The sequence below is a fragment of the Maridesulfovibrio sp. genome (assembly GCF_963676065.1).
Taxonomy (GTDB): Bacteria; Desulfobacterota; Desulfovibrionia; order Desulfovibrionales; family Desulfovibrionaceae; genus Maridesulfovibrio.
Genome location: NZ_OY780933.1, coordinates 3,248,711 through 3,269,711, shown reverse-complemented (window position 1 = coordinate 3,269,711; position 21,001 = coordinate 3,248,711). Strand labels below are relative to the sequence as shown.

The 21,001-nt window shown below is 49.0% G+C and carries 17 protein-coding genes and 1 tRNA gene; 9 read left to right on the top strand and 9 right to left on the bottom strand.

The genetic code is table 11. The features are described from left to right. Positions 1 to 8 precede the first annotated feature (8 nt). Positions 9 to 2,420, top strand: a complete 2,412-nt coding sequence (locus tag ACKU35_RS14660) for a PBP1A family penicillin-binding protein (protein ID WP_319760267.1) — start codon at positions 9 to 11, stop codon at positions 2,418 to 2,420. A gap of 199 nt (positions 2,421 to 2,619) precedes the next feature. Here ACKU35_RS14660 and ACKU35_RS14655 read toward each other — a convergent pair whose 3' ends face one another. From ACKU35_RS14655 to ACKU35_RS14630, 6 genes are all read right to left on the bottom strand, one after another. After that, complete coding sequence (locus tag ACKU35_RS14655) at positions 2,620 to 3,315, bottom strand: orotate phosphoribosyltransferase (protein WP_319760265.1); 696 nt, start codon at positions 3,313 to 3,315, stop codon at positions 2,620 to 2,622. Between the two features lie 65 nt (positions 3,316 to 3,380). Then, positions 3,381 to 4,424 carry a dihydroorotase gene (pyrC, locus tag ACKU35_RS14650; protein ID WP_319760264.1) on the bottom strand — a complete coding sequence of 348 codons (1,044 nt, stop codon included), beginning with the start codon at positions 4,422 to 4,424 and terminating at the stop codon, positions 3,381 to 3,383. After that, positions 4,421 to 5,749 (bottom strand): Zn-dependent hydrolase, encoded by a 1,329-nt coding sequence (locus ACKU35_RS14645; protein ID WP_319760262.1) that lies wholly within the window; start codon positions 5,747 to 5,749, stop codon positions 4,421 to 4,423. The genes pyrC and ACKU35_RS14645 overlap by 4 nt, the downstream gene beginning before the upstream one ends. Positions 5,750 to 5,766: 17 nt before the next feature. Further along, positions 5,767 to 7,044, bottom strand: coding sequence for a TRAP transporter large permease (locus ACKU35_RS14640; protein ID WP_319760260.1), 1,278 nt, complete (start codon positions 7,042 to 7,044; stop codon positions 5,767 to 5,769). An 18-nt stretch (positions 7,045 to 7,062) separates the two neighbouring features. Continuing rightward, positions 7,063 to 7,581: a TRAP transporter small permease gene (locus tag ACKU35_RS14635; protein WP_319760258.1), complete on the bottom strand. Its 519-nt coding sequence runs from the start codon at positions 7,579 to 7,581 to the stop codon at positions 7,063 to 7,065. A gap of 59 nt (positions 7,582 to 7,640) precedes the next feature. After that, positions 7,641 to 8,660, bottom strand: coding sequence for a TRAP transporter substrate-binding protein (locus ACKU35_RS14630; RefSeq protein WP_319760256.1), 1,020 nt, complete (start codon positions 8,658 to 8,660; stop codon positions 7,641 to 7,643). A gap of 327 nt (positions 8,661 to 8,987) precedes the next feature. Between ACKU35_RS14630 and ACKU35_RS14625 the strand changes: the two genes are divergently transcribed. Further along, positions 8,988 to 9,872: a helix-turn-helix transcriptional regulator gene (locus tag ACKU35_RS14625; RefSeq protein ID WP_319760254.1), complete on the top strand. Its 885-nt coding sequence runs from the start codon at positions 8,988 to 8,990 to the stop codon at positions 9,870 to 9,872. Between the two features lie 14 nt (positions 9,873 to 9,886). Further along, positions 9,887 to 10,225 (top strand): phenylpyruvate tautomerase MIF-related protein, encoded by a 339-nt coding sequence (locus ACKU35_RS14620; protein WP_319760252.1) that lies wholly within the window; start codon positions 9,887 to 9,889, stop codon positions 10,223 to 10,225. Between the two features lie 92 nt (positions 10,226 to 10,317). On the opposite strand, the gene ACKU35_RS14615 is transcribed toward ACKU35_RS14620, so the two are convergent. Beyond that, positions 10,318 to 12,294: a U32 family peptidase gene (locus tag ACKU35_RS14615; RefSeq protein ID WP_319760250.1), complete on the bottom strand. Its 1,977-nt coding sequence runs from the start codon at positions 12,292 to 12,294 to the stop codon at positions 10,318 to 10,320. A gap of 58 nt (positions 12,295 to 12,352) precedes the next feature. Here ACKU35_RS14615 and ACKU35_RS14610 point away from each other — a divergent pair, with 58 nt between their 5' ends. The 3 genes from ACKU35_RS14610 to ACKU35_RS14600 all read left to right on the top strand — a co-directional run bounded on the left by ACKU35_RS14610 (position 12,353) and on the right by ACKU35_RS14600 (position 14,242). Continuing rightward, positions 12,353 to 13,147: a dihydroorotate dehydrogenase electron transfer subunit gene (locus tag ACKU35_RS14610; RefSeq protein WP_319760248.1), complete on the top strand. Its 795-nt coding sequence runs from the start codon at positions 12,353 to 12,355 to the stop codon at positions 13,145 to 13,147. 3 nt (positions 13,148 to 13,150) lie between these two features. Next, a complete protein-coding gene (locus ACKU35_RS14605; RefSeq protein WP_319760246.1) occupies positions 13,151 to 14,062 on the top strand; it encodes a dihydroorotate dehydrogenase in 912 nt (303 codons plus the stop codon). Between the two features lie 90 nt (positions 14,063 to 14,152). Further along, positions 14,153 to 14,242, top strand: a tRNA-Ser gene (locus tag ACKU35_RS14600). A 56-nt stretch (positions 14,243 to 14,298) separates the two neighbouring features. Here ACKU35_RS14600 and ACKU35_RS14595 read toward each other — a convergent pair. Together ACKU35_RS14595 and ACKU35_RS14590 are read right to left on the bottom strand one after the other, a co-directional pair. Next, positions 14,299 to 15,861: a hydantoinase B/oxoprolinase family protein gene (locus ACKU35_RS14595; protein WP_319760244.1), complete on the bottom strand. Its 1,563-nt coding sequence runs from the start codon at positions 15,859 to 15,861 to the stop codon at positions 14,299 to 14,301. 16 nt (positions 15,862 to 15,877) lie between these two features. Further along, the gene (locus ACKU35_RS14590) at positions 15,878 to 17,848 is read right to left on the bottom strand and encodes a hydantoinase/oxoprolinase family protein (RefSeq protein ID WP_319760242.1); all 1,971 of its coding nucleotides are present in this window, start codon (positions 17,846 to 17,848) and stop codon (positions 15,878 to 15,880) included. Positions 17,849 to 18,142: 294 nt separating this feature from the next. Here ACKU35_RS14590 and ACKU35_RS14585 point away from each other — a divergent pair, with 294 nt between their 5' ends. The 3 genes from ACKU35_RS14585 to ACKU35_RS14575 are packed head-to-tail and all read left to right on the top strand — an operon-like array spanning position 18,143 to position 20,948. Continuing rightward, a complete protein-coding gene (locus ACKU35_RS14585) occupies positions 18,143 to 19,117 on the top strand; it encodes a TRAP transporter substrate-binding protein (protein WP_319760240.1) in 975 nt (324 codons plus the stop codon). Positions 19,118 to 19,123: 6 nt separating this feature from the next. Next, positions 19,124 to 19,618 (top strand): TRAP transporter small permease, encoded by a 495-nt coding sequence (locus ACKU35_RS14580; protein WP_319760238.1) that lies wholly within the window; start codon positions 19,124 to 19,126, stop codon positions 19,616 to 19,618. Further along, complete coding sequence (locus ACKU35_RS14575) at positions 19,611 to 20,948, top strand: TRAP transporter large permease subunit (RefSeq protein ID WP_319760236.1); 1,338 nt, start codon at positions 19,611 to 19,613, stop codon at positions 20,946 to 20,948. Before ACKU35_RS14580 ends, ACKU35_RS14575 begins: the two co-directional genes overlap by 8 nt. Positions 20,949 to 21,001 lie beyond the last annotated feature (53 nt).

Genomic DNA, 21,001 nt, shown 5'->3' with positions numbered 1-21,001 from the left:
AATCATAGATGAAAAAAGTATATAAAATTTTACTTATAGTGACTCTGGTAATGGCTGTCCTCGGTGTCGGGGCCATGGGTGGCCTTTATTACTGGGCTTCAAGCGATCTGCCCGGTTTTAAGAATATTACCGACTACAACCCTCCTCTGGTTACTACTGTTTATTCCCGTAACCATAAGGTCCTCGGATATTTTTACAAGGAAAAGCGTTTTCTGGTCCGTATGGACGAGATGACACCGTTATTGCCGAAGGCTTTTCTGGCCGCAGAAGACGCTTCCTTTTATCATCATGACGGTGTTGATTTTACCGCTATTTCGCGCGCATTCGTAGCCAACATGAAAAGCGGAGCCAAAACTCAGGGCGGAAGCACCATTACCCAGCAGATTATCAAGCGGCTGCTGCTTAGCCCGGAAAAAAGTTATCGACGCAAGATTAAGGAAGCTATTCTCGCTTTCCGGTTGGAGCATTATCTGGAAAAAGATGAAATCCTGACCATTTACCTGAATCAGATTTATCTCGGCGCGGGCGCTTACGGGGTTGAAGCGGCTGCACGTATGTATTTCGGTAAGCATGTCAATGAATTGAGCATTGCCGAATGTGCATTGCTGGCCGGATTGCCGCAGGCTCCCAGCCGTTATGATCCCTTACGTCATCCTGAAAGGGCTAAAGCCCGTCAGCTTTATGTTCTGGGGCAGATGTATGAACATAAGTGGATTGACCGTGATCAGTACAACAAAGCCGTTGAAGAGCAGCTTGTGTACAAGAGCATGGAAGATCCTTCATGGAAGCACGGGCCCTATTTCCTTGAAGAAGTACGCCGTTGGCTGATTGATAAGTATGGCGAGGAGACCGTCTACAAAGGCGGCCTGAACGTTTATACTACTTGTGACATTAAGCATCAGGATGCTGCTGATCTGGCGGTTAAAGAAGGTCTGGAAGCTTCTACCAGACGCCGTGGCTGGAGAGGGCCATTGCAGGAACTTAAGCCGGATGAATATGCCGGATTTCTTGCTTCCGAAGTGATTCCTGAACCTGATTTGCGGCCCGGTAAATGGGTCAAGGTGCTGGTGACCAAGGTCTCCAGAAAAGAGGCTGCTGTTAAATTTGGAAAATATGCGGCTACCATGTCCGTTGCCAGTATGAAATGGTGTCGCACCCCGAACGTAAAGAAAGCCCCGGAAGATGTCCGGCCCAAGAAAGATGCCACCGAAATCCTGAAAAAAGGTGATGTGGTCTGGGCAAGGCTTGATAAGGCCTTTTTCAAGGACGGCAGTGAAGTTAATTTTAATCAGGTTGATCCTGAAACCGATACCCTTGGCGATGTAAGCTGGCAGGTCTCACTGATGCAGCGCCCCGTGGTACAGGGTGCCCTTGTTTCCATGGATCCCAAGACCGGGGACGTTCTGGCCATGGTCGGCGGGTATTCTTTCAGCGGCAGCAGCGGCAGTCAGTTCAACCGAGCTACTCAGGCCAAGCGCCAGCCCGGTTCCGCTTTTAAACCTATAGTTTATTCCACAGCTATGGATAATGGGTTTACCCCTGCTTCAATTCTTATGGACGCTCCGTTCGTCTATACCGATATGGAAGCAGGTAAGCTCTGGAAACCTCAGAATTTTGAGGGTGTATTTTATGGTCCCACTTTGCTGAGAACTGCTCTGGTTAAGTCCAGAAACCTCGTTACCATCAGATTGGCGCGTAAGTTGGGTATCAATAAAATTATTCAGCGCGCTAAGGATATGGGACTTGAGACTGAGTTCCCCAAAGATTTGTCCGTAGCCCTTGGCTCCGCGTCTGTTGATTTACTTAATATGGTTGAAGCTTATTCAACTTTTGCACGTGGAGGCTCAAGGGTTAAGGCTCGTCTGGTGCTGTCTGTTAATAGCGCGTGGGGTGAGCTGCTTTACGATTCCAAACCCGAAATAACCGATGCTATCAGTCCGCAGACCGCTTATATCATGTGCAACCTTATGAAAGAAGTCGTGCAGCACGGAACAGGTTGGAGAGCCAAGGTTCTGCACCGTCCTGTGGCGGGTAAAACCGGAACCACCAACAATGAGCAGGATGCATGGTACATGGGATTTTCTCCCTATCTTGTAACCGGGGTATTTGTAGGTTTCGACCAGTTGACTCCCATGGGTAAGTGGGAAACAGGTTCCCGCGCCGCAAGCCCTCTTTGGGTGGCATACCGTAAAAAGGTGGAAGATGATTATCCTTACGAGGATTTTCCCCAGCCTGAAGGGGTAGTTATGGCTAAGATCGACGCTGCCTCCGGTTTGCTTGCCGGACCGGGGTCCACGAAGACTTTCTTCCTGCCTTTTAAGGAAGGAACCCAGCCGACCCGGACCGCAACCGGTGCCGGGGAAGATGGAGAGTCCAGTGGGGGCGGTTCCAGCGAAGACTTGTTCAAGCAGACATTCTAATCGCAGATCTTGATCGACCTTGACAGAGTATTGTACTGAGCTTTGTCAGGATAAAATGATAAATAATCAGAAAGGCTGCTTCCTGTTCTCGGGAAGCAGCCTTTCTTTTTATTGTTGCAAATAAAAAACGGGGAGATGATTTAAATCATCTCCCCGTCATTTGTTTAATCTGAAACGATTAAATTATTTAGAATTCTTCTTATTCAGGATAAGTAGAAATTCCACCGTGAGCGGCGGACCACTCTACGGGATTGTTGAGGAATTTTTCAACTTCGTTCAGGGAATTGCTGTCGAAGTATTTTTCCTTTTTAGCAACGTTGAGAATATCCCACCAAGTAGCCAGAGAGAGCATTTCGAGTCCGGCTTCGGCGAGGGTTTCTTTGGTTTTGGGGAAGATACCGTAGTGGAAGAGTACAAATGTGTGTGTTACTTCCGCTCCGGCATGGCGCAGGGCCTGTGCGAAGTTGATTTTGCTGCGACCGTCAGTGGTCAGGTCTTCAACCAGAAGGACTTTTGAGCCTTCAGCGAAATCACCTTCAATCTGAGCATCACGGCCGAATCCTTTAGGTTTTTTGCGTACGTACTGCATGGGCAGCATCAGACGGTCGGAAAGCCATGCGGCAAAGGGAATTCCAGCAGTTTCGCCACCTGCAACGCAGTCGATGGATTCAAATCCACACTCGCGCAGGATGATGGATGCGCCGAAATCCATAAGGGTCTGGCGCACACGGGGAAATGAAATGAGCTTGCGGCAGTCAATGTAGACCGGGCTGGCCCAGCCGGAAGTGAACTTGAAGGGCTCATCAGCACGGAAGTGAACCGCTTCAACTTCGATAAGCATTTTCGCTGTTATTTCAGCGATGGTTTCTTGGTCGGGAAAGCTGGTGGGAACCATTTTATCTCCTTATTTTGTTTTTATGCAAAAAAAAGCTGAACCGAAATATAACGGCTCAGCCTTTGTTAATCAACTAAATCCCAAAAGAGTGGGGTGTCGGGTTTGAATATCTTTACGACATCGCCACCGACCTTGATCTGCCAGTTCATTTCAACGGGTTCTTCCTGCTTGGCTAAAGTAATTGTACTGCCATTTGGAAGGAAACCATAAAATCCGGCACCATATATTGAAGTGAAACCTTCGAGTTTATCCAGAGCATCAAGCTCTTCAAACACTTGGGTTACATATCCTATTGAGGTAGGGGCATTGAAAATACCCGCTGCGGCGCCGACCTTCTCCTTCATCCTGGCGGGATGCGGAGCTGAGTCGGTGCCGAGGAAAAATCTTTTGTCACCGGAAATTGCAGCCTTGTGGATAGCTTCGCGATCTTCAAATGTTTTGGCTACAGGCAGGCAATACATGTAAGGATTCATACCGCCTGCAAAGAGATCATTGCGGGTCAGCAGCAGATGATGCGGGGTGATGGTGGCTGCAAGATATTCATCCTGCTCAAATACGTAATCGACCCCGGATTTGCTGGTCAGGTGCTCGAAAATAATTTTTAGTTCCGGGAAATCCCTGCGTACCGGCTCAAGAACCTGCTCGATGAATACGGCCTCGCGATCAAAAATATCCACTTCCGGATCAGTCACCTCGCCGTGTACGGAAAGGGGCATGCCTATTTCCTGCATTGCTTCCAGTACGGGATAGACATTTTTAATGTCGGTTACGCCGTTTTCCGAATTGGTGGTTGCCCCGGAAGGAAAAAGTTTAGCAGCATGAAAAGCTTTGACTGCGTATGCGGTATGGATGTCTTTCTCAGAGGTGCTATCGGTGAGGTAGCAGGTCATCAGCGGTTTGAAATCAGATCCTTCGGGAAGGGCTTCCTTGATGCGTTTGCGGTATGATTCTGCCAGTTTTGCAGTAGTTACCGGAGGAACAAGGTTGGGCATGATTAAGGCTCGCCCATATATTCTTGCACTGGACGGAAGCACAGCACCAAGCATTTCTCCATCGCGCAGGTGGAGATGCCAGTCATCAGGTCTTATGATGCTAATTTCAGTGTTCATAAGTTGAACTCCGTGATTGTGCGGTACAGTACTGAAAGGCCCCGAATGAAATCGTCCATATCCATTTCTTCTTCCGGGTTGTGGGAGCCGTTGCGGTTGCGCACGAAAATCATGCCGGTGGAAACTCCCGCGTTGGCGAAGAGCGAGGCATCGTGCCCAGCTCCACTTGGAATAGCTTCTACAGGTAAGTTTTCCGCAATGCAAGCATTGTTTATGCGATCCACCAAATCCTGATCCAGAACTGCGGGTGAAGTCTTGACCGGTTTGTCAAATTCAAAATTAACACGGCGTTCATGGGTAATGGTCGCGCATTCGGAGTGAAGCAGGGCTTCTATGGCCGCTAGAGTGTGTTCATACTGACTGCGGGCTTCAAAGCTGAAAGTCACTTCGCCGGGTATGCGGGACATCGCGTGATGCTGCGGATCGGTACTTAGGATACCGCAGGTTGCCACCAGATCTCCACCATGTTGCAGAATTGTCGTCCAGTGGTCATCGATACGCGTAATCAGTTCCGCGGTGGCGAAGACTGCATCTTTACGCAGCCAGCGGGGAACGGCTCCAGAATGTCCTGCCTCGCCGATGCATTTAATCTTGCGGTGTCTGATGTTGCCCCGGATTCCTGTCACAGCGGCAACCGGCAGGTTGCGGGCGATCATGACCGGCCCCTGCTCAATGTGCAATTCAAAAAAGGCTCTGATCTTTGATGTGTCAATCAGCAGTTCACCTTTGGCGATGCGTTCTACATCCGCGCCGCAATCGGACATGTGATCTCTGAGCGGACGGTTGTCGTCACGTTGCAGCAGATCCTGCTCCGCCTCATCCAGTTTACCGAGCAGGGCCTTGGACCCGAGGTAACAAGCCCCGAACCATGCGCTTTCTTCACCGCGCAGGGCGATGACTTTAACCGGTATTTCAGGAGTATTGCCGCTGCGTTTCATCTCAACCAGACAGAGCAGTCCGGCGATGACCCCGGCGGCTCCATCATAGTTACCGCCCTGAGGAACAGAATCGAGATGCGAACCGATGAGGATATATTCAGCGTCATCGGAAATATCTTCCAGCGTCACAACCAGGTTGGCGGCACTGTCTCGGTATGTGATCAGGCCTTCATTTTCGGCAAATTTTTCTATCAGTTCAAATGCCTTGGTTTCTGCTTCACCGTATGACGGACGGGAAACCCCGGCAATATCGCGCGAAAGTTCTTCCAGATCGGCAAAGAGCTTTTCCGCTTCTTCGGTCAGATGCTCAAGTGATGCCGGGGTCTGCGGTAGCTGATGCGGACTATTACTGTTAGCTACGCCAATATTATTAGTTAATGCATTCATACTCTTAACCTGCCTTTTTAGGGGGCAATCAGGTTGGGCAGGAATGTTGCCACACCGGGGACATAAGTGATCAGAATGAGGACCAGAATATTAATGAAAAGGAACGGCCACACTCCATTAATGATGGACATTACCGGTTTATCAAGGGTTGAAGAGGCTACGAAAATATCAAGCCCGAAAGGCGGTGTGATCATACCGATGCAGATATTAAGGCAGACAATTTCACCGAAATGGATGGGATCGATTCCCATGGTGAGCGCAACCGGATAAAGGGGCGGAACCAGAATCAGCAGAGCTGAGTTAGGATCAATAAACATACCGGCAAGGAAAAAGGCAATGTTGACAATCATGAGGAAAGTGATCGGTCCGGCCTGAATATTAGTCAGGAAATCGGTAATCAGTACAGGAACCTGTGCCAGAGTTACGAAATAGGAAAGAACACTGCCCATGGCCAGCAGGATGAAGATGATGGTAGTTGAAATGGCGGCCTGTTCAGTTATGCTTATCAACCGGGAAAAGGAAAGGTTCTTGTACACAAAAGCTTCAATAAGAATGGCGTAAACAACGGATACTGCTGCCGCTTCCGTGGGAGTGAAAAGCCCGGAGTAAATACCGCCGAGAATGATAACCGGAAGGCCCAGCGCCCATGCTGCTGACTTGAATACTGTGAAGAAAGGCTCGGTTGTTTTTTTACCACGACCGACTCCCTTGCGCAGGGATTCAAATATAACCAGTGCGCCGAAGGCAAGTCCCAGAGTCACTCCGACTCCCAGTCCGCCGATGAACAGTCCGGTAATAGAAGTACCGGTCATCCATCCGTAAATAATAAGAGTGATGCTCGGAGGTATGAGCAGCGCGGTTTCAGCACTGGAAATGATCAGGCCGAGGCTGAATTTTTCGCTGAATCCGGTTTTGCGCAGTTCCGGGTACATCAGTTTACCCATGGCGGCTACGGTAGCTGGAGCCGAGCCGGAAACGGACCCGAAAGCCATGGAACCGAAAATTGTAGTATGTCCGATTCCGCCCAGACGGTGTCCTGTGAAATATTTAATAAGGTCAGTAAGTCTCTTGGCTATCTGACCGGAAGCCATAAGCTCTGCGGCAAAAATAAAAAATGGAATTGCCAGCAGGGTGGAAAAGTTGATTCCGCCGACCAGTTTCTGAATCAGTACGGGGTCGGGAATACGAGTAAACATAAAGGTCTTGGTCAGGAATGCAGGTACACCTAGCACCAGCAGCATTTCAAAACCACAGACCAGCATCAAAAGGGCGATGAGTATAATTGCGAAAGTCATTGTCTGCTACCTGTCTTATTACTTGGTCGTGATTGTCATAGGTCGGGTGTGGCGGTCGTTAATGCTTAAAAGCTCAAGCAGGTAGCGCAAGGCCAGCAATCCGAAACCGATTGTGGGCGCAATGTAGAGCCAGTACATGGGCAGTCCCAGTGTGGGGCTCAGCTGTCCGGTTCGCATTACGAATTTAACAAGGGCAATGCCGAGCCAGACCAGATAACAGCTGAAAACAGTTCCGGTAAGGTTGATCAGGATACCGACCACCTTTCGGGGAATGTCGGGCATTTTTTCAAAAAGGGTTGTAACCGCTACCTGACGTCCTCTTTCAAGGGCAAGGCCTAGCGCGATGAATATTGCCCAGACCATAAGCAGCCGTGTGGCTTCATCTATCCATGCGAATGTGCTTGAGTATTGGGGAGTGATTTCCCTGACAAGAACATTGAAGGTGTACAGGCCGACCATGATCAGGTTGATGGAGATTATGAGCACCCTTTCGATAATCCGTATCCCGTTCAGCAGGGAACCAAGGAACTTACACATCTAAAAAACTCCTGAAAAGGCAGGAGAGGATTCCCCTCCTGCCATGAATTAACTACTGACTATTTAACAATACGTGCGTATTCTTTTTCATAAAGGTCAATTAACTTCTGACCTTCAGCACCGGCACGGGCAAGGTATGCCGCTTTGGTCTTTGGGTACATCAGTTTACGCATTGCAGCGCGGTCAGCGGCATTAAGGGGAGAAACCTGAACACCGGCTTTTTTGATCACAGCGAGAGCGTCTTTCTGGGCCTGTTCTTTGTGAGCTTCAACACCGGGCATAACTTCAATGAAAGTATCCACGATGATTTTCTGATATTTTTCAGGAAGTGAATCCCAGAAGGTGGGGTTGAAGAGAACAAAGTCTTCCATGGCACCGTGTTCGGAAGTTACGAGATATTTCTGAACTTCGTAGAATTTCATACGCTGAATTGTATCGAGGGGATTTTCTTCACCGTCAACAACGCCGTTCTGCAAGGCTGTGTAAAGCTCGCCGAAAGGCAGGGCAATAGCGGATGCGCCGATGGCTGCAAACTGCTCGATGAGGATTTTGGAATCCATTACGCGGAAGGACTGGCCTTTGAAATCGGCAATGGAGGAAATAGGCTTGTTGGAGGTGAAGTTTTTACGTCCGTTAGGCCATGTTGCGATTGCTTTAAAGCCTCTTGAATCAAATGATTTAAGCAGCTCTTTACCGAATTCGCCCTGACGCAGTTCCTGTGCTTTTGCGCGGTCTACAGGAAGCAGGAAGGGAATATCCATAATGGATACTGCGGGGTTGAATCCACCGAGGAATGCTGCGGGGGAGATTGTGCCTTCGATGGTGCCGAACTGGACGCCTTCGTTCATCTGACGCTGGTTGCCGAGCTGTGATGAGGGGAAAATTTTGAACTCAACTTCGCCGCCGGTACGCTCTTTAACGAGCTTGGCTACTTTTATAAGGCCCTGATGGCGGGGCTGAAGGGGAGATTCAAGGTGACCGATGCGAGCTTCGTACTTCGCGGCGTTGGCGGAAATTACTCCACCCATAACCATGCACAAAGCCAGAGCTATTGTAACAATTCGTCCGAAAAATTTCATTTTGGAAGCCTCCTGAAAGTGTGTGCGTGAAGCTGGGACAGCATCACAGGATCAAGTAAAACCGGAACCATTTGCTCCGGCTGGTTCCCGACTGGCAATCGGGGGTGGTTGCAAATTTAACAGTCTGCAAAAAAAATTAAAAGATAATTAATTATTGCTGCGGTTATGATTTGATAATTTCATAGTGATTCAAAAAAAAGACTTATGTCAAGAAAAATCTCATTTTTGAAACAATGAAAAAAAATATTCACAAAAATGAGAATTTGAGTCATAATTGATAACAAATATGGCAAAGAACCCCTTTTAAGCTCTTACGGAGACGGGTGAATGAGCGAACTTAGTCCGAAGGAAATAGGTCAACGCCTGAAGGCATTCAGGCTGGGAAGTAAATATAGTACAGAAGAAATCGCTGCCCGCATCGGGGTTTCACGAGCGGCTTTGTATCGCTATGAAAAGGGCGATCCTCCCAAGCTGGAAGCCCTGGAATCTATTGCGGAGTTGTTTGGTGTATCTCTACCATCTTTAATGGGAGTAGGGGTAGAGTACATTTCTTCCGCTATAAGCTTTTTTGAACGCATGCGGCAGAATGAAGCTGAATCCGAACAGCTTTCCGTTATGTTCGGATTGGTTTCTTATCTGCTTACAACAGATGAGTTCGATGAATATCTGGAAATTGCCATTAGAGAAGGCTTGCCTGCTGAATTGCAGGATGATCAGGAAACTCTCCTGCATATCGCTGATATTCTTGCTGTATTGAAAGAGCGTAAGCGAGGCTACAGGCAGCGCTGCCCAAGTATGGTTAACCTTGCCTCTGCCACTAATATCGAGAAATTTCTGCGTAATGGTTTTGTCGGTACATTTGTTTTACCCGAAGATATTCTTCAGGAACGGCGTGCAGTTGCCCGGCGCGAGGTTGAGAATGTAATCCGCCTACTGGAAGAACAGCCCATCGGGGTACAGATCGGCATTCTGGTCGATTCCGTCCCCAGCACCCATTTTCAGATTTTTCGCCAATCAGAACGTTCCACTCTGTGCTTAAGTCCTTATAAATTATGTGATTTCCCAAATGTTCGGTTGGGTGTAGGCATGCTGACATCTGCCCCGGAAGCCCTTGAACTGCATCACCGTATGGTGATTGAACTCTGGGGACGAGCGTTGAAAGGACGCAGCGCCGCTGATTATCTGCGCAAGATGCTGGAAGACTGTAAATAATTTAGGAGGACCTAATGCCATTCATTAGAGTTGAGACCAATGTAGATGTTACTGGTGAAGATTTTACTGCCGGGATTTCAAAGCTGATCGCGGGCAATTTGGGCAAGCCTGAATCGTTCGTTATGGTTTGCGTTCACTCCGGTCTAAAGATGAGTTTCGGCGGAAAATTTGATCCGTGCGCACTGTTGACCTTGAAGAGTCTTGGTTTGCAGGCCTCTCAGTGCAAGGAACTTTCATCGGCACTAACAGGATTTATGGGCGAAAAACTCGGTATTTCAGCTGATAGGATTTATATCGAATTCGCAGATCACGACAGGGAAATGTTTGGCTGGAACGGCGGAACTTTTGGATAGATATAAAAAAAACGGGTCCCGCACATTTGTACGGAACCCGTAGGATCAATTAAAGGGGGTTAAGGCTGCATGGCAGCGCAGCCGAGAGAATATTACAATAAGCTTAAATCCCAGTTGAAGTTACTGGTGCGGTGCGGTTCGGGCACAGCTCGGGGCCACGGCTCCTGAATATCAAGGAATATGGAGTAGCCGGAATTTTCCAGCACTTTGCGTTCCGCGTTGAAATCAAGCGGCCAGCCCGGATAAATCCAGTAGGTTTGTCCGTATTGGCGTGCCCAGCAGATCTCTTTTTTCTGGCTGTAGATGGGACTCATCAGTTCTGTTTCATCAGCTATGATTCTGGAAAGACCCAGCGGCCACATGCCGGAAAGTACAACTCCCAGCGGGAGCGGACTGTTCTGGGGCAGGGCAAGAAAATCATCGCGTGCCAGTTCCGGGCTGACGTAGGCGGATGAAAATCCCATATCGGCCAGCATTTCGATGGTCAGCGGATTGGAAACGTTGCAGAAAGGTCCTGCGTGGAACCTGACTTTGGCATTTTTCGGGAAAAACGCTTTCTGCCAAGGTGCATTGAGAACAAAATCGTGTCCGTCGCCGCTGAGACAGATGTCGATAATTTTCTGGATTTCCTTCTCTTCGTCAGGCCAGACAACCGGGGGCAGGTGCCACCATATCTTTGATACGGCCGGACGCGGAGTACGCTTGAGAGCGTTCATGGAAAGCCATACATCGGTACCGAATTTGGTCTTTCCTTTCGGCGGGTTGCGTTGCAAAGTATGACGAGCGGTCCGTTCCGCTTTCGGGCAGGGGTGCGGCAGGTCAATAGTCAGGTTGCTGGCAACTTTTTCCGCAACTTTGATCTTTGAAAGTCTTGAATCGAGCTGTTTAAGTGCCTTTACCAGCCCCTCTTCACGGCGGTCGATCAGGAAAACACGGGTGCCTGATTTGAGGCGGGTTTTTCCTTTTACGGGAATGGAAACTTTACCCCGTTTGGGGATGGATTTCCTGATTTTCATGGTCTGGTGTCCGGGCTGATCCTGATAGCCGATACGCAGGAAGTCTCCGGAAAGCAGTTCCTGTCTGCAATTGAAATACGGTTTGCCGTTTTTCTCCTGCTTGGTGATTCCGATCAGAAAGCCTGATCCTGTCTCGTTAGCCGGATCGAGCGGAGTATAGGGACGTTGCGGCAGGAATACGGAGTGCGATGAAGGTCTGCCCAGTGCGAGTTCAAGCAGCTCCGTGGCATCCTTTTTGACTTTGGCGTCATTGGGATTATCGCGCAGCATGCGGTAAGCGGATACAGTGTAGTATACGTAATGAGGGCCTTTTTTGCGTCCTTCAATTTTCCATGAACTTACTTTGGGAATGGAAAGGGTCGGCTTGGTAAGAACATCAAGGCTTAGGTCCAGACAGGAAAAAAGACGCTTGGGAGCTTCTTTCCGTTTAGCTCCGCCGTACAGTCTGCGGCAGGGCTGAACACAGCGTCCGCGCAGGCTGCTTTTGCCACCGAAAAAGGAGCTCCAGTAGCAGCGGCCGGAAACGGAATAGCAGAGTGCACCGTGTACGAACATTTCAAGGGTCATGGAATCAGGACATGCTTCGGCCATCATCTTGATTTCATCAAGATTCAGTTCGCGAGGCATGACCACGCGGTCTACCCCCAGCTTTTCTGCGGTCTTCAGGGCCACGGGATGGCTGACATTGGCAAGGGTGGAGAGATGCAGCTCTCCTTCAAATCCGGCCTGTCGTGCAATATCGACCATGGCTATGTCCTGAATAATCAGGGCATCCGGCTTGACGGTACGGGAGATTCGTTCCACAAGACGGGCAGCGGAATTGATATCATCCGGTTTGATCAGTGTGTTCATGGGAATGTGGGTACGAACCCCGTTTTCCCTACCCAGCTCCGCAAGGGCCGCAAGTTCGCCGGTAGCGAAATTATAAGCTTCCATACGGGCGGAAAAATGTTTAAGTCCGGCATAGACGGCGTCAGCACCTGCGGCTATAGCTGCAAGGAAAGAGGATTTATCGCCTGCCGGAGCAAGAATTTCTGGTTTATGTTCATTCATAATCTATCACGCTTATGCCGCTAAAAATGCGGTCAGCAAAAATCTACAGGATTAAATCATGAGTGCAAACAATTGCAGGGCTGTTAAAGTAATCAGCAACAAGCCCCTCGGACTTCCCTCACCCGGTGAGGAAATCGTCGAACTCAAGCTCGAATATCCGGACTGGAAGCCGGGCTGGCGGGCCGGACAATTCGTTATGATAAGGCCGGTTTCTTGGCCTTTGGACCTCGTTTGGGGACGTCCTTTCTCTATTTGTAACGCAGACGAGACCAGTCTGACTATCCTTTTTCAGGTGGTCGGTCGTGGTACAGCCCGTCTGCTGGAGCTAAAAGAAGGCGATGAAGTCAATATCTGGGGACCGCTGGGTAATTTTTTCAGCAAACCGCAGAATCGTCCCGTACTCATGCTCGCCGGAGGAATGGGCATAGCTCCCTTTTCCGGTTATGTCGACACCCATCCGCAGCCTGAAAATCTGAAATTGTTCTTCGCGCACCGTCCTCCGCTGGAAAATTACCCTTATAAAGGTATAGCGGGTAAGGTTGATGTAGAAGATATTCAGGAAAACAGCCCCGAAGACATCCCCACTATCATCGCAAGGATAGAGGAATTGGTCAAAGAGTACGCTGAGAAGGACGGACTTATTGTTTCATGCGGACCGACCCCGTTCCTGAAAACAATCTGGAATGCGGCCAAAAAGTACGGTGCAGATGCCGAACTTTCCCTCGAAAACCGCATGGCTTGCGGTGTCGGTGCCTGCCTTGGCTGTGTTTGCAAGGACGCTGACGATCATCATACTCAGGTTTGTACCACCGGTCCTGTTTTCAATGTAAACAATCTCAGTCTGGAGGATTAAGAAATGGATGTATCAGTTGATTTTGCCGGACTGAAACTCAAGAATCCGATCCTGACCGCTTCCGGGACATTCGGTTTCGGCCTTGAATTCCAACGTTTTGGCGATCTTGAATCTCTGGGCGGGATAGTTGTTAAAGGACTTTCCCTCAAACCGAGGGAAGGAAATCCCATGCCGAGGATAGCGGAAACTCCGTGCGGTATGCTCAATGCCATCGGTATTCAGAATCCCGGAGTTGAGGATTTCATTAATAAGAAATTACCCAAACTGCCTTGGAAAACTTTGCCAGTTCTGGCCAATCTTTATGCCACTGACGCCGAGGAATTCGGCGAGTTGGCCGGAGTTCTGGCAGGTGAAGAGGGTGTTGCAGCCCTTGAGGTAAATGTTTCCTGTCCTAACGTAAAAGAGGGCGGTATCGCTTTCGGTCAGGACCCTCGCCAGATTACCCGAGTAGCCGAGGCAGTAAAGAAAAATGCCGGTAACAAGCCGGTAATCATCAAGCTTTCGCCCAATGTTACAGATATTACTGTATGCGCGAAAGCGGCTGAAGACGGCGGGGCGGATGCTTTATCGCTCATCAATACTTTATCCGGTATGGCGGTGGATATTGAACGCAGAACCCCGCGTCTTGCCAATGTCATCGGCGGTTTATCCGGTCCGGCAGTGAAGCCTGTTGCGCTCAGGTGTGTGTATCAGGCCGTGAATGCGGTTAAGATTCCGGTGATGGGGCTTGGTGGAATTATTTGTGCTGAAGATGCCGCGGAATTTCTGCTTGTCGGAGCTACAGCTGTGCAGATAGGAACCGCAAACTTCATCAGTCCCGATACAGCCTTTAAGGTTGCTGAAGAATTACCTAAGGTTCTTGAAAGGATAAAGGCTGAATCTATTGACGAATTTATCGGCAGTCTGAAAGTTTAGGAAGTATGTTTTTTTAGATTTTATTTAGAATAATATCTAAAAAGTACTTGCCAAGCAGTCTCGATTTAGCTAGACACTTCTCACCCAAGCGGAGAGGTGTCCGAGTCCGGCTTAAGGAGCACGCCTGGAAAGCGTGTATAGTTAACGCTATCGGAGGTTCGAATCCTCTCCTCTCCGCCAGCTTGAATTTATAAAGCCCCTTGCAACTTTTGTTGCGAGGGGCTTTTCTTATTTGTCTATTTACCCCAGCCTCCGCCGCCAGGAGTTTCCATCCTGATAATGTCTCCTTTTTTGAGCGGTGAATGAAATTTACCGGGCTGTATCTTTTCCTCGCCATTGCGGATGAGGATGTTTTTTCCCGGAGTTCCGGGTCCGCCGCCCTGCAAACCGTATGGAGCATTGACCCTCCGCTCTGAAAGGACGGTGATTTCGCAATCCGAAAGCAGTTCGATCTCACGCACAAGGCCGTCTCCGCCGGGAATCTTTCCTGATCCGCCGGTATTCTTACGGATACAATATGTTTTTACGCGGAAAGGGTAGCTGTATTCCAGTGCTTCCACCGGAGTATTCAGAGTATTGGTCATGTGTGAATGGGTGGCATGCTCTCCGCGACAGGTGGCAGAACCGCCCATGCCGCCGGCAAGAGTCTCGTAATAAGCAAACGGCTTGCCGGTACGTTCATCCATGCCGCCGATGGTCATGTTATTCATGGTTCCCTGACTTGCAGCCGGGATGCGTTGCGGAATCGCCTCAGCCAGAGCGCCGAGCACAACATCGACCACACGCTGCGAGGTCTCAACATTTCCGCCCGCAACAGCTGCGGGAAAGTTTGCATCAAGTATGGAACCCTTGCGGGTAAGTACCTCGATGGGACGCAGGATGCCTGCGTTGGTGGGTACATCACCCTTAATAAGGGAGCGAAATACGTATAGCACGGCGGAAAGGGTGATGGAACGCACCGCATTCACACTTCCGCTGACCTGATCTCCGGACCGGGTAAAGTCGAGGCTGGCGGAATCGTCCTTGATTTCCATTGTTACGGAGATGGGTACGTTCTCGCAGTCCACGCCGTCCCCGTCCATGTAGTCGGTAAATTTGTAGATGCCGTCGGGAATATCCCGGATGGTCGCACGGGTGATGGATTCGGCGTAGTCATTGAGGCTGGCAGCGTAAAAATCAACTTTTTCCAGACTGTATTTGTCGATCAATTCCTGAAGTCTGGTCACGCCTGTGATGTTGGCCATGATCTGAGCCGCAAAATCTCCTTCCCGTTCTACCGGGGTACGCACATTATTAAGTAGCAGTGTCATGATTCCGGTTACGATCTCGCCTTTTTCCACAACCTTGATCGGGGGAATGATTATTCCTTCCTGATACAGCGAAGTAGACAAAGGCATGGACCCGGAAGCCATACCACCCACATCTGAATGGTGGGCGCGGTTGGCCACGTAAAAATCCGGTTCCGGTGAACCTTCGCAGAAGACCGGGGCAACCAGCGTAATATCCGGCAGATGGGTGCCGCCCTTAAAAGGATCGTTGAGCATAACCATGTCTCCATCCTTGAAATCGCTGTTTTCAATAGCGGATTTAACGGACAATGGCATGGACCCGAGATGGACCGGGATATGGGCGGCCTGAGCGACCATATCGCCTTTACGGTCAAATACCGCGCAAGATAGATCGCGTCTTTCTTTGATGTTGGGGGAAAAAGCCGTACGGGTCAGGGTTACGCCCATTTCTTCGGAGATTGCCGCAAACCTGTTCTTGAAAACCTCAAGGAGGATCGGATTCACATTCATTATATATACCTCCTGACTACTTAATGTCGAAAATTAGGTTGCCGTATGCATCTACCTGACCCTTGGCAAAGGGCGGAATTACCAGAGTAGAGCTGTATTCGATGATGATTGCCGGACCGTCCACTTTGTTACCGGGGCGGAGTTTTTCGCGGTTTAGGATGCGGGTTTCCAGCTTAGCGGAATCAAAGACGGTTTCGGTAGTGCCGAGCAGTGCTTCCGAGTCCATTTCGGAAACCAGTGCTTCCGCTTCCGGGAATTCCGGCTTGGTGGGCATGCCCTTGGTGCGCAGACGAATGTTGACGATTTCAACAGTCTTGTCATCATTGCGGTAGCCGTAATTCTGTTTGTGCAGACGGGAGAATTCCTCGATCCAGTCACCGTTGAAGGGGACTATAATCTCAAAGGACTGACCCTGGTAGCGCATGTCCAGAAATCTTTCTACGATAATATCTTCCGCTGCGAAACCTTCCCCGGCCAGATCGTTACGGCCCTGTTCTTCCAAAGGCGCAAAAAGTTCTTCGAGTTTCGCGTCGTCAGTATTGTGCTGGGTGCGCATTACGGTCAGGGAGTAGTCCTTGATTACGTCGGCCATGACCATACCTACAGCGGAGAGGATGCCCGGATTATTCGGGATGAACAGTTTGGGAATGGAGAGCAGCTTGGCTAGAAATGCGCAATGCATGCCGCCCGCGCCGCCGAAAGAAAACATGGTGAATTCACGGGGATCGAATCCGCGTTCCACTGAGATAACCCGGATGGCCCGTTCCATGTTGGTATTGGCTATATCGAGGATTCCCTCGGCAAGCTCGACCGGAGTAAGTCCAGCTTTTGCGGCCATTTTTTCCATTGCTTGGTCCAGCTTGTCGGTTTGCAGGGCCATTTCACCGCCAAGAAAATGTTCGGGAATCAGCCTGCCCAGATAAAGATTGGCATCTGTGACGGTAATTTCGGAGCCCTTGCCATAGCAGATGGGACCGGGATCGGCGCCAGCGCTTTCCGGGCCGACGGTCAGGGAACCACCGGCGTCAAGACGGGCAATGGAACCACCGCCAGCACCTACGGTATGTATATCGATCATGGGCACTTTGACAGGATAATCCTCGATCGCCGATTCCAGAGTCAGAGGCAGCTCTTCATTAATTAATGCAACATCCGAGGAAGTTCCGCCCATATCAAAGGTGATGAGCCTGTCATATCCGGCCATTTTACCGATTGCGTGCGCTCCTACCGCGCCCCCGGCAGGACCGGAAAGTATGGTTCGCACTGATTCGCTCATGGCTGTTTCGGCGGAAATGGAACCTCCGTTGCTCTGCATGATGCGTAGAGGATCATCGCCAAGAGTTTTTTGAAGTTTAGTCAGGTATTTGGTCATCTTTGGTGAAACATAAGCGTTGATAACCGTAGTGGAGGTGCGCTCGAACTCACGGAATTCAGCGAGGATTTCATGGGAAACCGAAACAGGAACTCCCGCGCCGTACAGAAGTTCGCGCATTCTGTTCTCGTGTTCGGGGTTTAAGTAGGAAAAAAGAAGACAAAGAGCGACAGATTCAACATCTGAGTCTTTAATTTTATTGAGAATGTTCTGCACTTTTTCTTCGGAAAACGGTTCGATTTCGTTTCCTTCATGGTCAATTCTGCCGCTTATTCCAAACCGTAATTCAGGGGGGACAATGTGCGGTTTTTTACAAAAAGCTAAATCATAAAGGTCGGAACGGTTCTGACGACCAATCTGGATAACATCTTCAAATCCTTCATTGGTGATAAGGGCGGTCTTGACCCCTTTACGTTCGAGAATTGCATTGGTAGCCACGGTAGAACCATGCACCACCTGAACCCTGCGCTCTCCGGCGATGTGCTTAATGCCTTTAATTACAGCTTCTGAAGGGTCGTGTGGAGTAGAAAGACGTTTGTGTACTCCCCATTTCTCACCGTCCTTATAAATAAAATCCGTGAACGTTCCGCCGGTATCTACACCAATAATAAGCACTATATGTTCTCCTCTGATGTATATCTTGTAAGCTAAGTATGAATTGCATTTTCTATTGCTTAAAATTTACCAATTTGGGCAGACGTTACTCAAACTTGTCTATAATTAAAAGATGTTATTTTTATAAAATTCTGTGTATAAAAATAATAAATTAGACCGACCTTGCTTGGAAAAGAGTATAAAAATACAAAATGGCGAATCATTTTTAAGTCTTTAAAATACAAAAATGGATGTTTTTTTTGGAAAATATTTCTCAAATAACAGAATAGAATAAATTAAACCGGAGGTTACTCAATGTTAAAACGGATCATTACCACTTTAATTATGGTTCTGGCTTTCGCCGTTTCCGCGCAAGCCGCAGATCTTAAGATGGACTGTAACGCTATTTATGGTGCCACTAATTTTCATTCACAGGGTGCCCAGCTTTTCGCCGATAAGGTCGCTGAATATACCTCCGGTTCAGTACAGATAACCGTCCACCCCGGCGGAAGCCTCGGTTTTAAGGGTCCTGAGCTGCTAAAAGCCGTAAAAGACGGTACTCTGCCCATGTCTGATATCCTTATGGGTGTTGTTGCCGGTTCCGATCAGGTCTTCGGCGTCAGCTCCATGCCCCTGATTGCCAAAAACTATGCTGAAGCAAAAAAACTCTACGAAGCAGCCAAACCTTATTATGAAAAGGCCTGCCGTCGCTGGAATCAGAAAATGCTTTACGCAGCTCCCTGGCCTCCGAGTGGACTTTTCACCAAGAAACCCCTCAAAACCGTTGCTGATTTTGAAGGTATGAAAACCCGTACATATGACAAAAATGGAGCCGAACTGCTTCGCGCTGTCGGTGCCAGTCCCATGTCATTGCCTTGGGGTGAACTTTATTCCGCTTTGCAGACAGGGCTTGTTGATTCCGTGCTGACATCCGCAGTCTCCGGTAAGGACGGTAAGTTCTGGGAAAATCTTAAATACTTCACCAAAATCAACTACGCCTTCCCTCTGAATATGATGGTCATCAACAAAGATTACTGGGATGCGCTTAATCCTGAACAGCAGGAAGCAGTGCTTAAGGCTGCTGCTGAAGTTGAAGCTTATCAGTGGAAACAGTCCAGCACGAGTAATGATGAATCCCTCAAAATTCTGGCTGAAAACGGTATCGTAATTTCAAAGCCTTCAAAAGAAGTGGCCGATATGCTTTCCGCAGATGCTAAACTGATGCTCGAAAATACCCTCAAAAAAGCCAAAAAAGGCTTCAAGGGCGTGATTAAAGCCTATGGAATGTAGTTTGATATGCGTGCATTTATTCGCCTAATCGAAGGCCTCTCTACTGGAGGGGCCTTTCTTTCAGCTGCCGGGATGCTTTTCATCGTGGCCTTAGTGGTCCTTGAGATTTTTCTGCGTGCGGTGCTGAATACATCCTCCCTTGTTTCCAGTGAGTACGGTGGCTACGCGCTCGTTTTCCTGATTTTGACCGGGCTGGCCTATACAATGAAAGAAGACGGGCTGATTAGAATCAACCTGCTTACTTCCCATTTTTCGGCAAACGGCAAGCGTATCGCCGATATCATTTCCGGACTTCTTGGAGCGGCCATCACTGCTTTTGCTCTTAAGTATGCCGTATCAATGGTTTACGAAACATGGGACCTAGAAATGACAGCCGACACCATTGCCGAAACTCCGCTCTGGATTCCGCAACTGGCAATCCCTGTCGGCCTTGCATTACTCCTCATTCAGATCATTGCATTCATAGCCCGCAGGGCCACGGAGGAACCTACTGATGATTAGTGATCCTCTGATGTTAGCTGTTTTTCTGGTTGGAGCTATGGTTCTGTTTCTTCTTTCCGGGCTGTGGATAGGTTTTTCCCTGTACGCGGCAGCCATTTGCGGTATGCTCTTTTGCAAAATGAATTTACCACCGACGATTTCGGTCTGGGATAAGATCGGCGATCTTATGGCTAACTCAATGTGGAACACCATGAATTCATGGCCGCTTTCAGCTTTGCCGCTGTTTATCCTCATGGGTGAAATTCTCTACAGAACCTCTATTTCCACCCGGTTGCTTAATGGGCTGGTTCCTTGGCTTTCCAATATTCCTGGCCGGTTGTATCACATTAATGTGGTGGCCTGTTCCCTATTCGCGGCTGTTTCCGGTTCGAGTGCGGCAACCACTGCAACCGTAGGTAAAATCACCTATAACGAGCTTTCCGAGCGAGGCTACCACAAGAGTCTGGCTATCGGTTCGCTGGCGGGGTCGGGGACGCTCGGTTTTTTGATTCCGCCCAGTCTGATTATGATCATCTACGGAATTCTGTCCGATACTTCCATCGGGCAGTTGTTTATTGCCGGGGTCATACCGGGACTGACTCTTGCGGGTGTTTATTCCCTGTACATTATCGTTCGCTGCATGATGGACCCTACGCTGGTACCGCAGGATAAGGAGAAGTTCACCGCTGCTCAGCGTATTGGATCATTGAAGGATCTTTTTCCGGTCTTCCTGCTTATTACTGTAGTTCTCGGCGGTATTTATGCCGGATTGACCACTCCCACAGAGGCGGCGGTAATCGGCGTGCTCGGAGCACTGGGTATCGCTATCTGGTTCAAGAATCTGACTCTGAACAATTTTAAGGAGGCGTTGCTATCCGCGGTAAAGACCAGTGGCATGATCTGTTTCATTATCTGCGGTGCTGCATTTCTGTCTCAGGTGGTCGGGTTTCTGGGGATTGCCACGGCGCTGTCCAAATTTATCGCCACCCTGAATTTGTCGCCGTATATGCTTATTTTCGTGCTGGGCATTATGTATGTAATGCTGGGAATGATTCTGGACGGAATTTCCATCGTGGTTATGACCCTGCCCATTGTTCTGCCTATTGTAATCGCAGCGGGATTCGATCCGCTCTGGTTCGGTATTTTTGTGGTTTTTATGGTTGAGTTGTCACAGGTCACGCCGCCGGTCGGCTTTTCCATCTTCGTCATCCAGTACATAACCAATGACAATGTGAAGGATATTTTGAAGGCGACTTTTCCTTTCTTTGTCATCATGGTCCTGATGGTTGTTTTAGTGACCATTTTTCCGGAAATAGTTTTTTATCTGCCGCAGAAGATGATTGGCACTTAAGAATGTTATTAAAGATTTAATCTTTGGCTTAAAATACAAGAATCCCCTCGCAA

Coding starts and splice junctions, on each gene's coding strand:
- ACKU35_RS14660 (WP_319760267.1), top strand. CDS start 9: ATGAAAAAAGTATATAAAATTTTACTTATAGTGACTCTGGTAATGGCT.
- ACKU35_RS14655 (WP_319760265.1), bottom strand. CDS start 3,315: ATGGTTCCCACCAGCTTTCCCGACCAAGAAACCATCGCTGAAATAACA.
- pyrC (WP_319760264.1), bottom strand. CDS start 4,424: ATGAACACTGAAATTAGCATCATAAGACCTGATGACTGGCATCTCCAC.
- ACKU35_RS14645 (WP_319760262.1), bottom strand. CDS start 5,749: ATGAATGCATTAACTAATAATATTGGCGTAGCTAACAGTAATAGTCCG.
- ACKU35_RS14640 (WP_319760260.1), bottom strand. CDS start 7,044: ATGACTTTCGCAATTATACTCATCGCCCTTTTGATGCTGGTCTGTGGT.
- ACKU35_RS14635 (WP_319760258.1), bottom strand. CDS start 7,581: ATGTGTAAGTTCCTTGGTTCCCTGCTGAACGGGATACGGATTATCGAA.
- ACKU35_RS14630 (WP_319760256.1), bottom strand. CDS start 8,660: ATGAAATTTTTCGGACGAATTGTTACAATAGCTCTGGCTTTGTGCATG.
- ACKU35_RS14625 (WP_319760254.1), top strand. CDS start 8,988: ATGAGCGAACTTAGTCCGAAGGAAATAGGTCAACGCCTGAAGGCATTC.
- ACKU35_RS14620 (WP_319760252.1), top strand. CDS start 9,887: ATGCCATTCATTAGAGTTGAGACCAATGTAGATGTTACTGGTGAAGAT.
- ACKU35_RS14615 (WP_319760250.1), bottom strand. CDS start 12,294: ATGAATGAACATAAACCAGAAATTCTTGCTCCGGCAGGCGATAAATCC.
- ACKU35_RS14610 (WP_319760248.1), top strand. CDS start 12,353: ATGAGTGCAAACAATTGCAGGGCTGTTAAAGTAATCAGCAACAAGCCC.
- ACKU35_RS14605 (WP_319760246.1), top strand. CDS start 13,151: ATGGATGTATCAGTTGATTTTGCCGGACTGAAACTCAAGAATCCGATC.
- ACKU35_RS14595 (WP_319760244.1), bottom strand. CDS start 15,861: ATGAATGTGAATCCGATCCTCCTTGAGGTTTTCAAGAACAGGTTTGCG.
- ACKU35_RS14585 (WP_319760240.1), top strand. CDS start 18,143: ATGTTAAAACGGATCATTACCACTTTAATTATGGTTCTGGCTTTCGCC.
- ACKU35_RS14580 (WP_319760238.1), top strand. CDS start 19,124: ATGCGTGCATTTATTCGCCTAATCGAAGGCCTCTCTACTGGAGGGGCC.
- ACKU35_RS14575 (WP_319760236.1), top strand. CDS start 19,611: ATGATTAGTGATCCTCTGATGTTAGCTGTTTTTCTGGTTGGAGCTATG.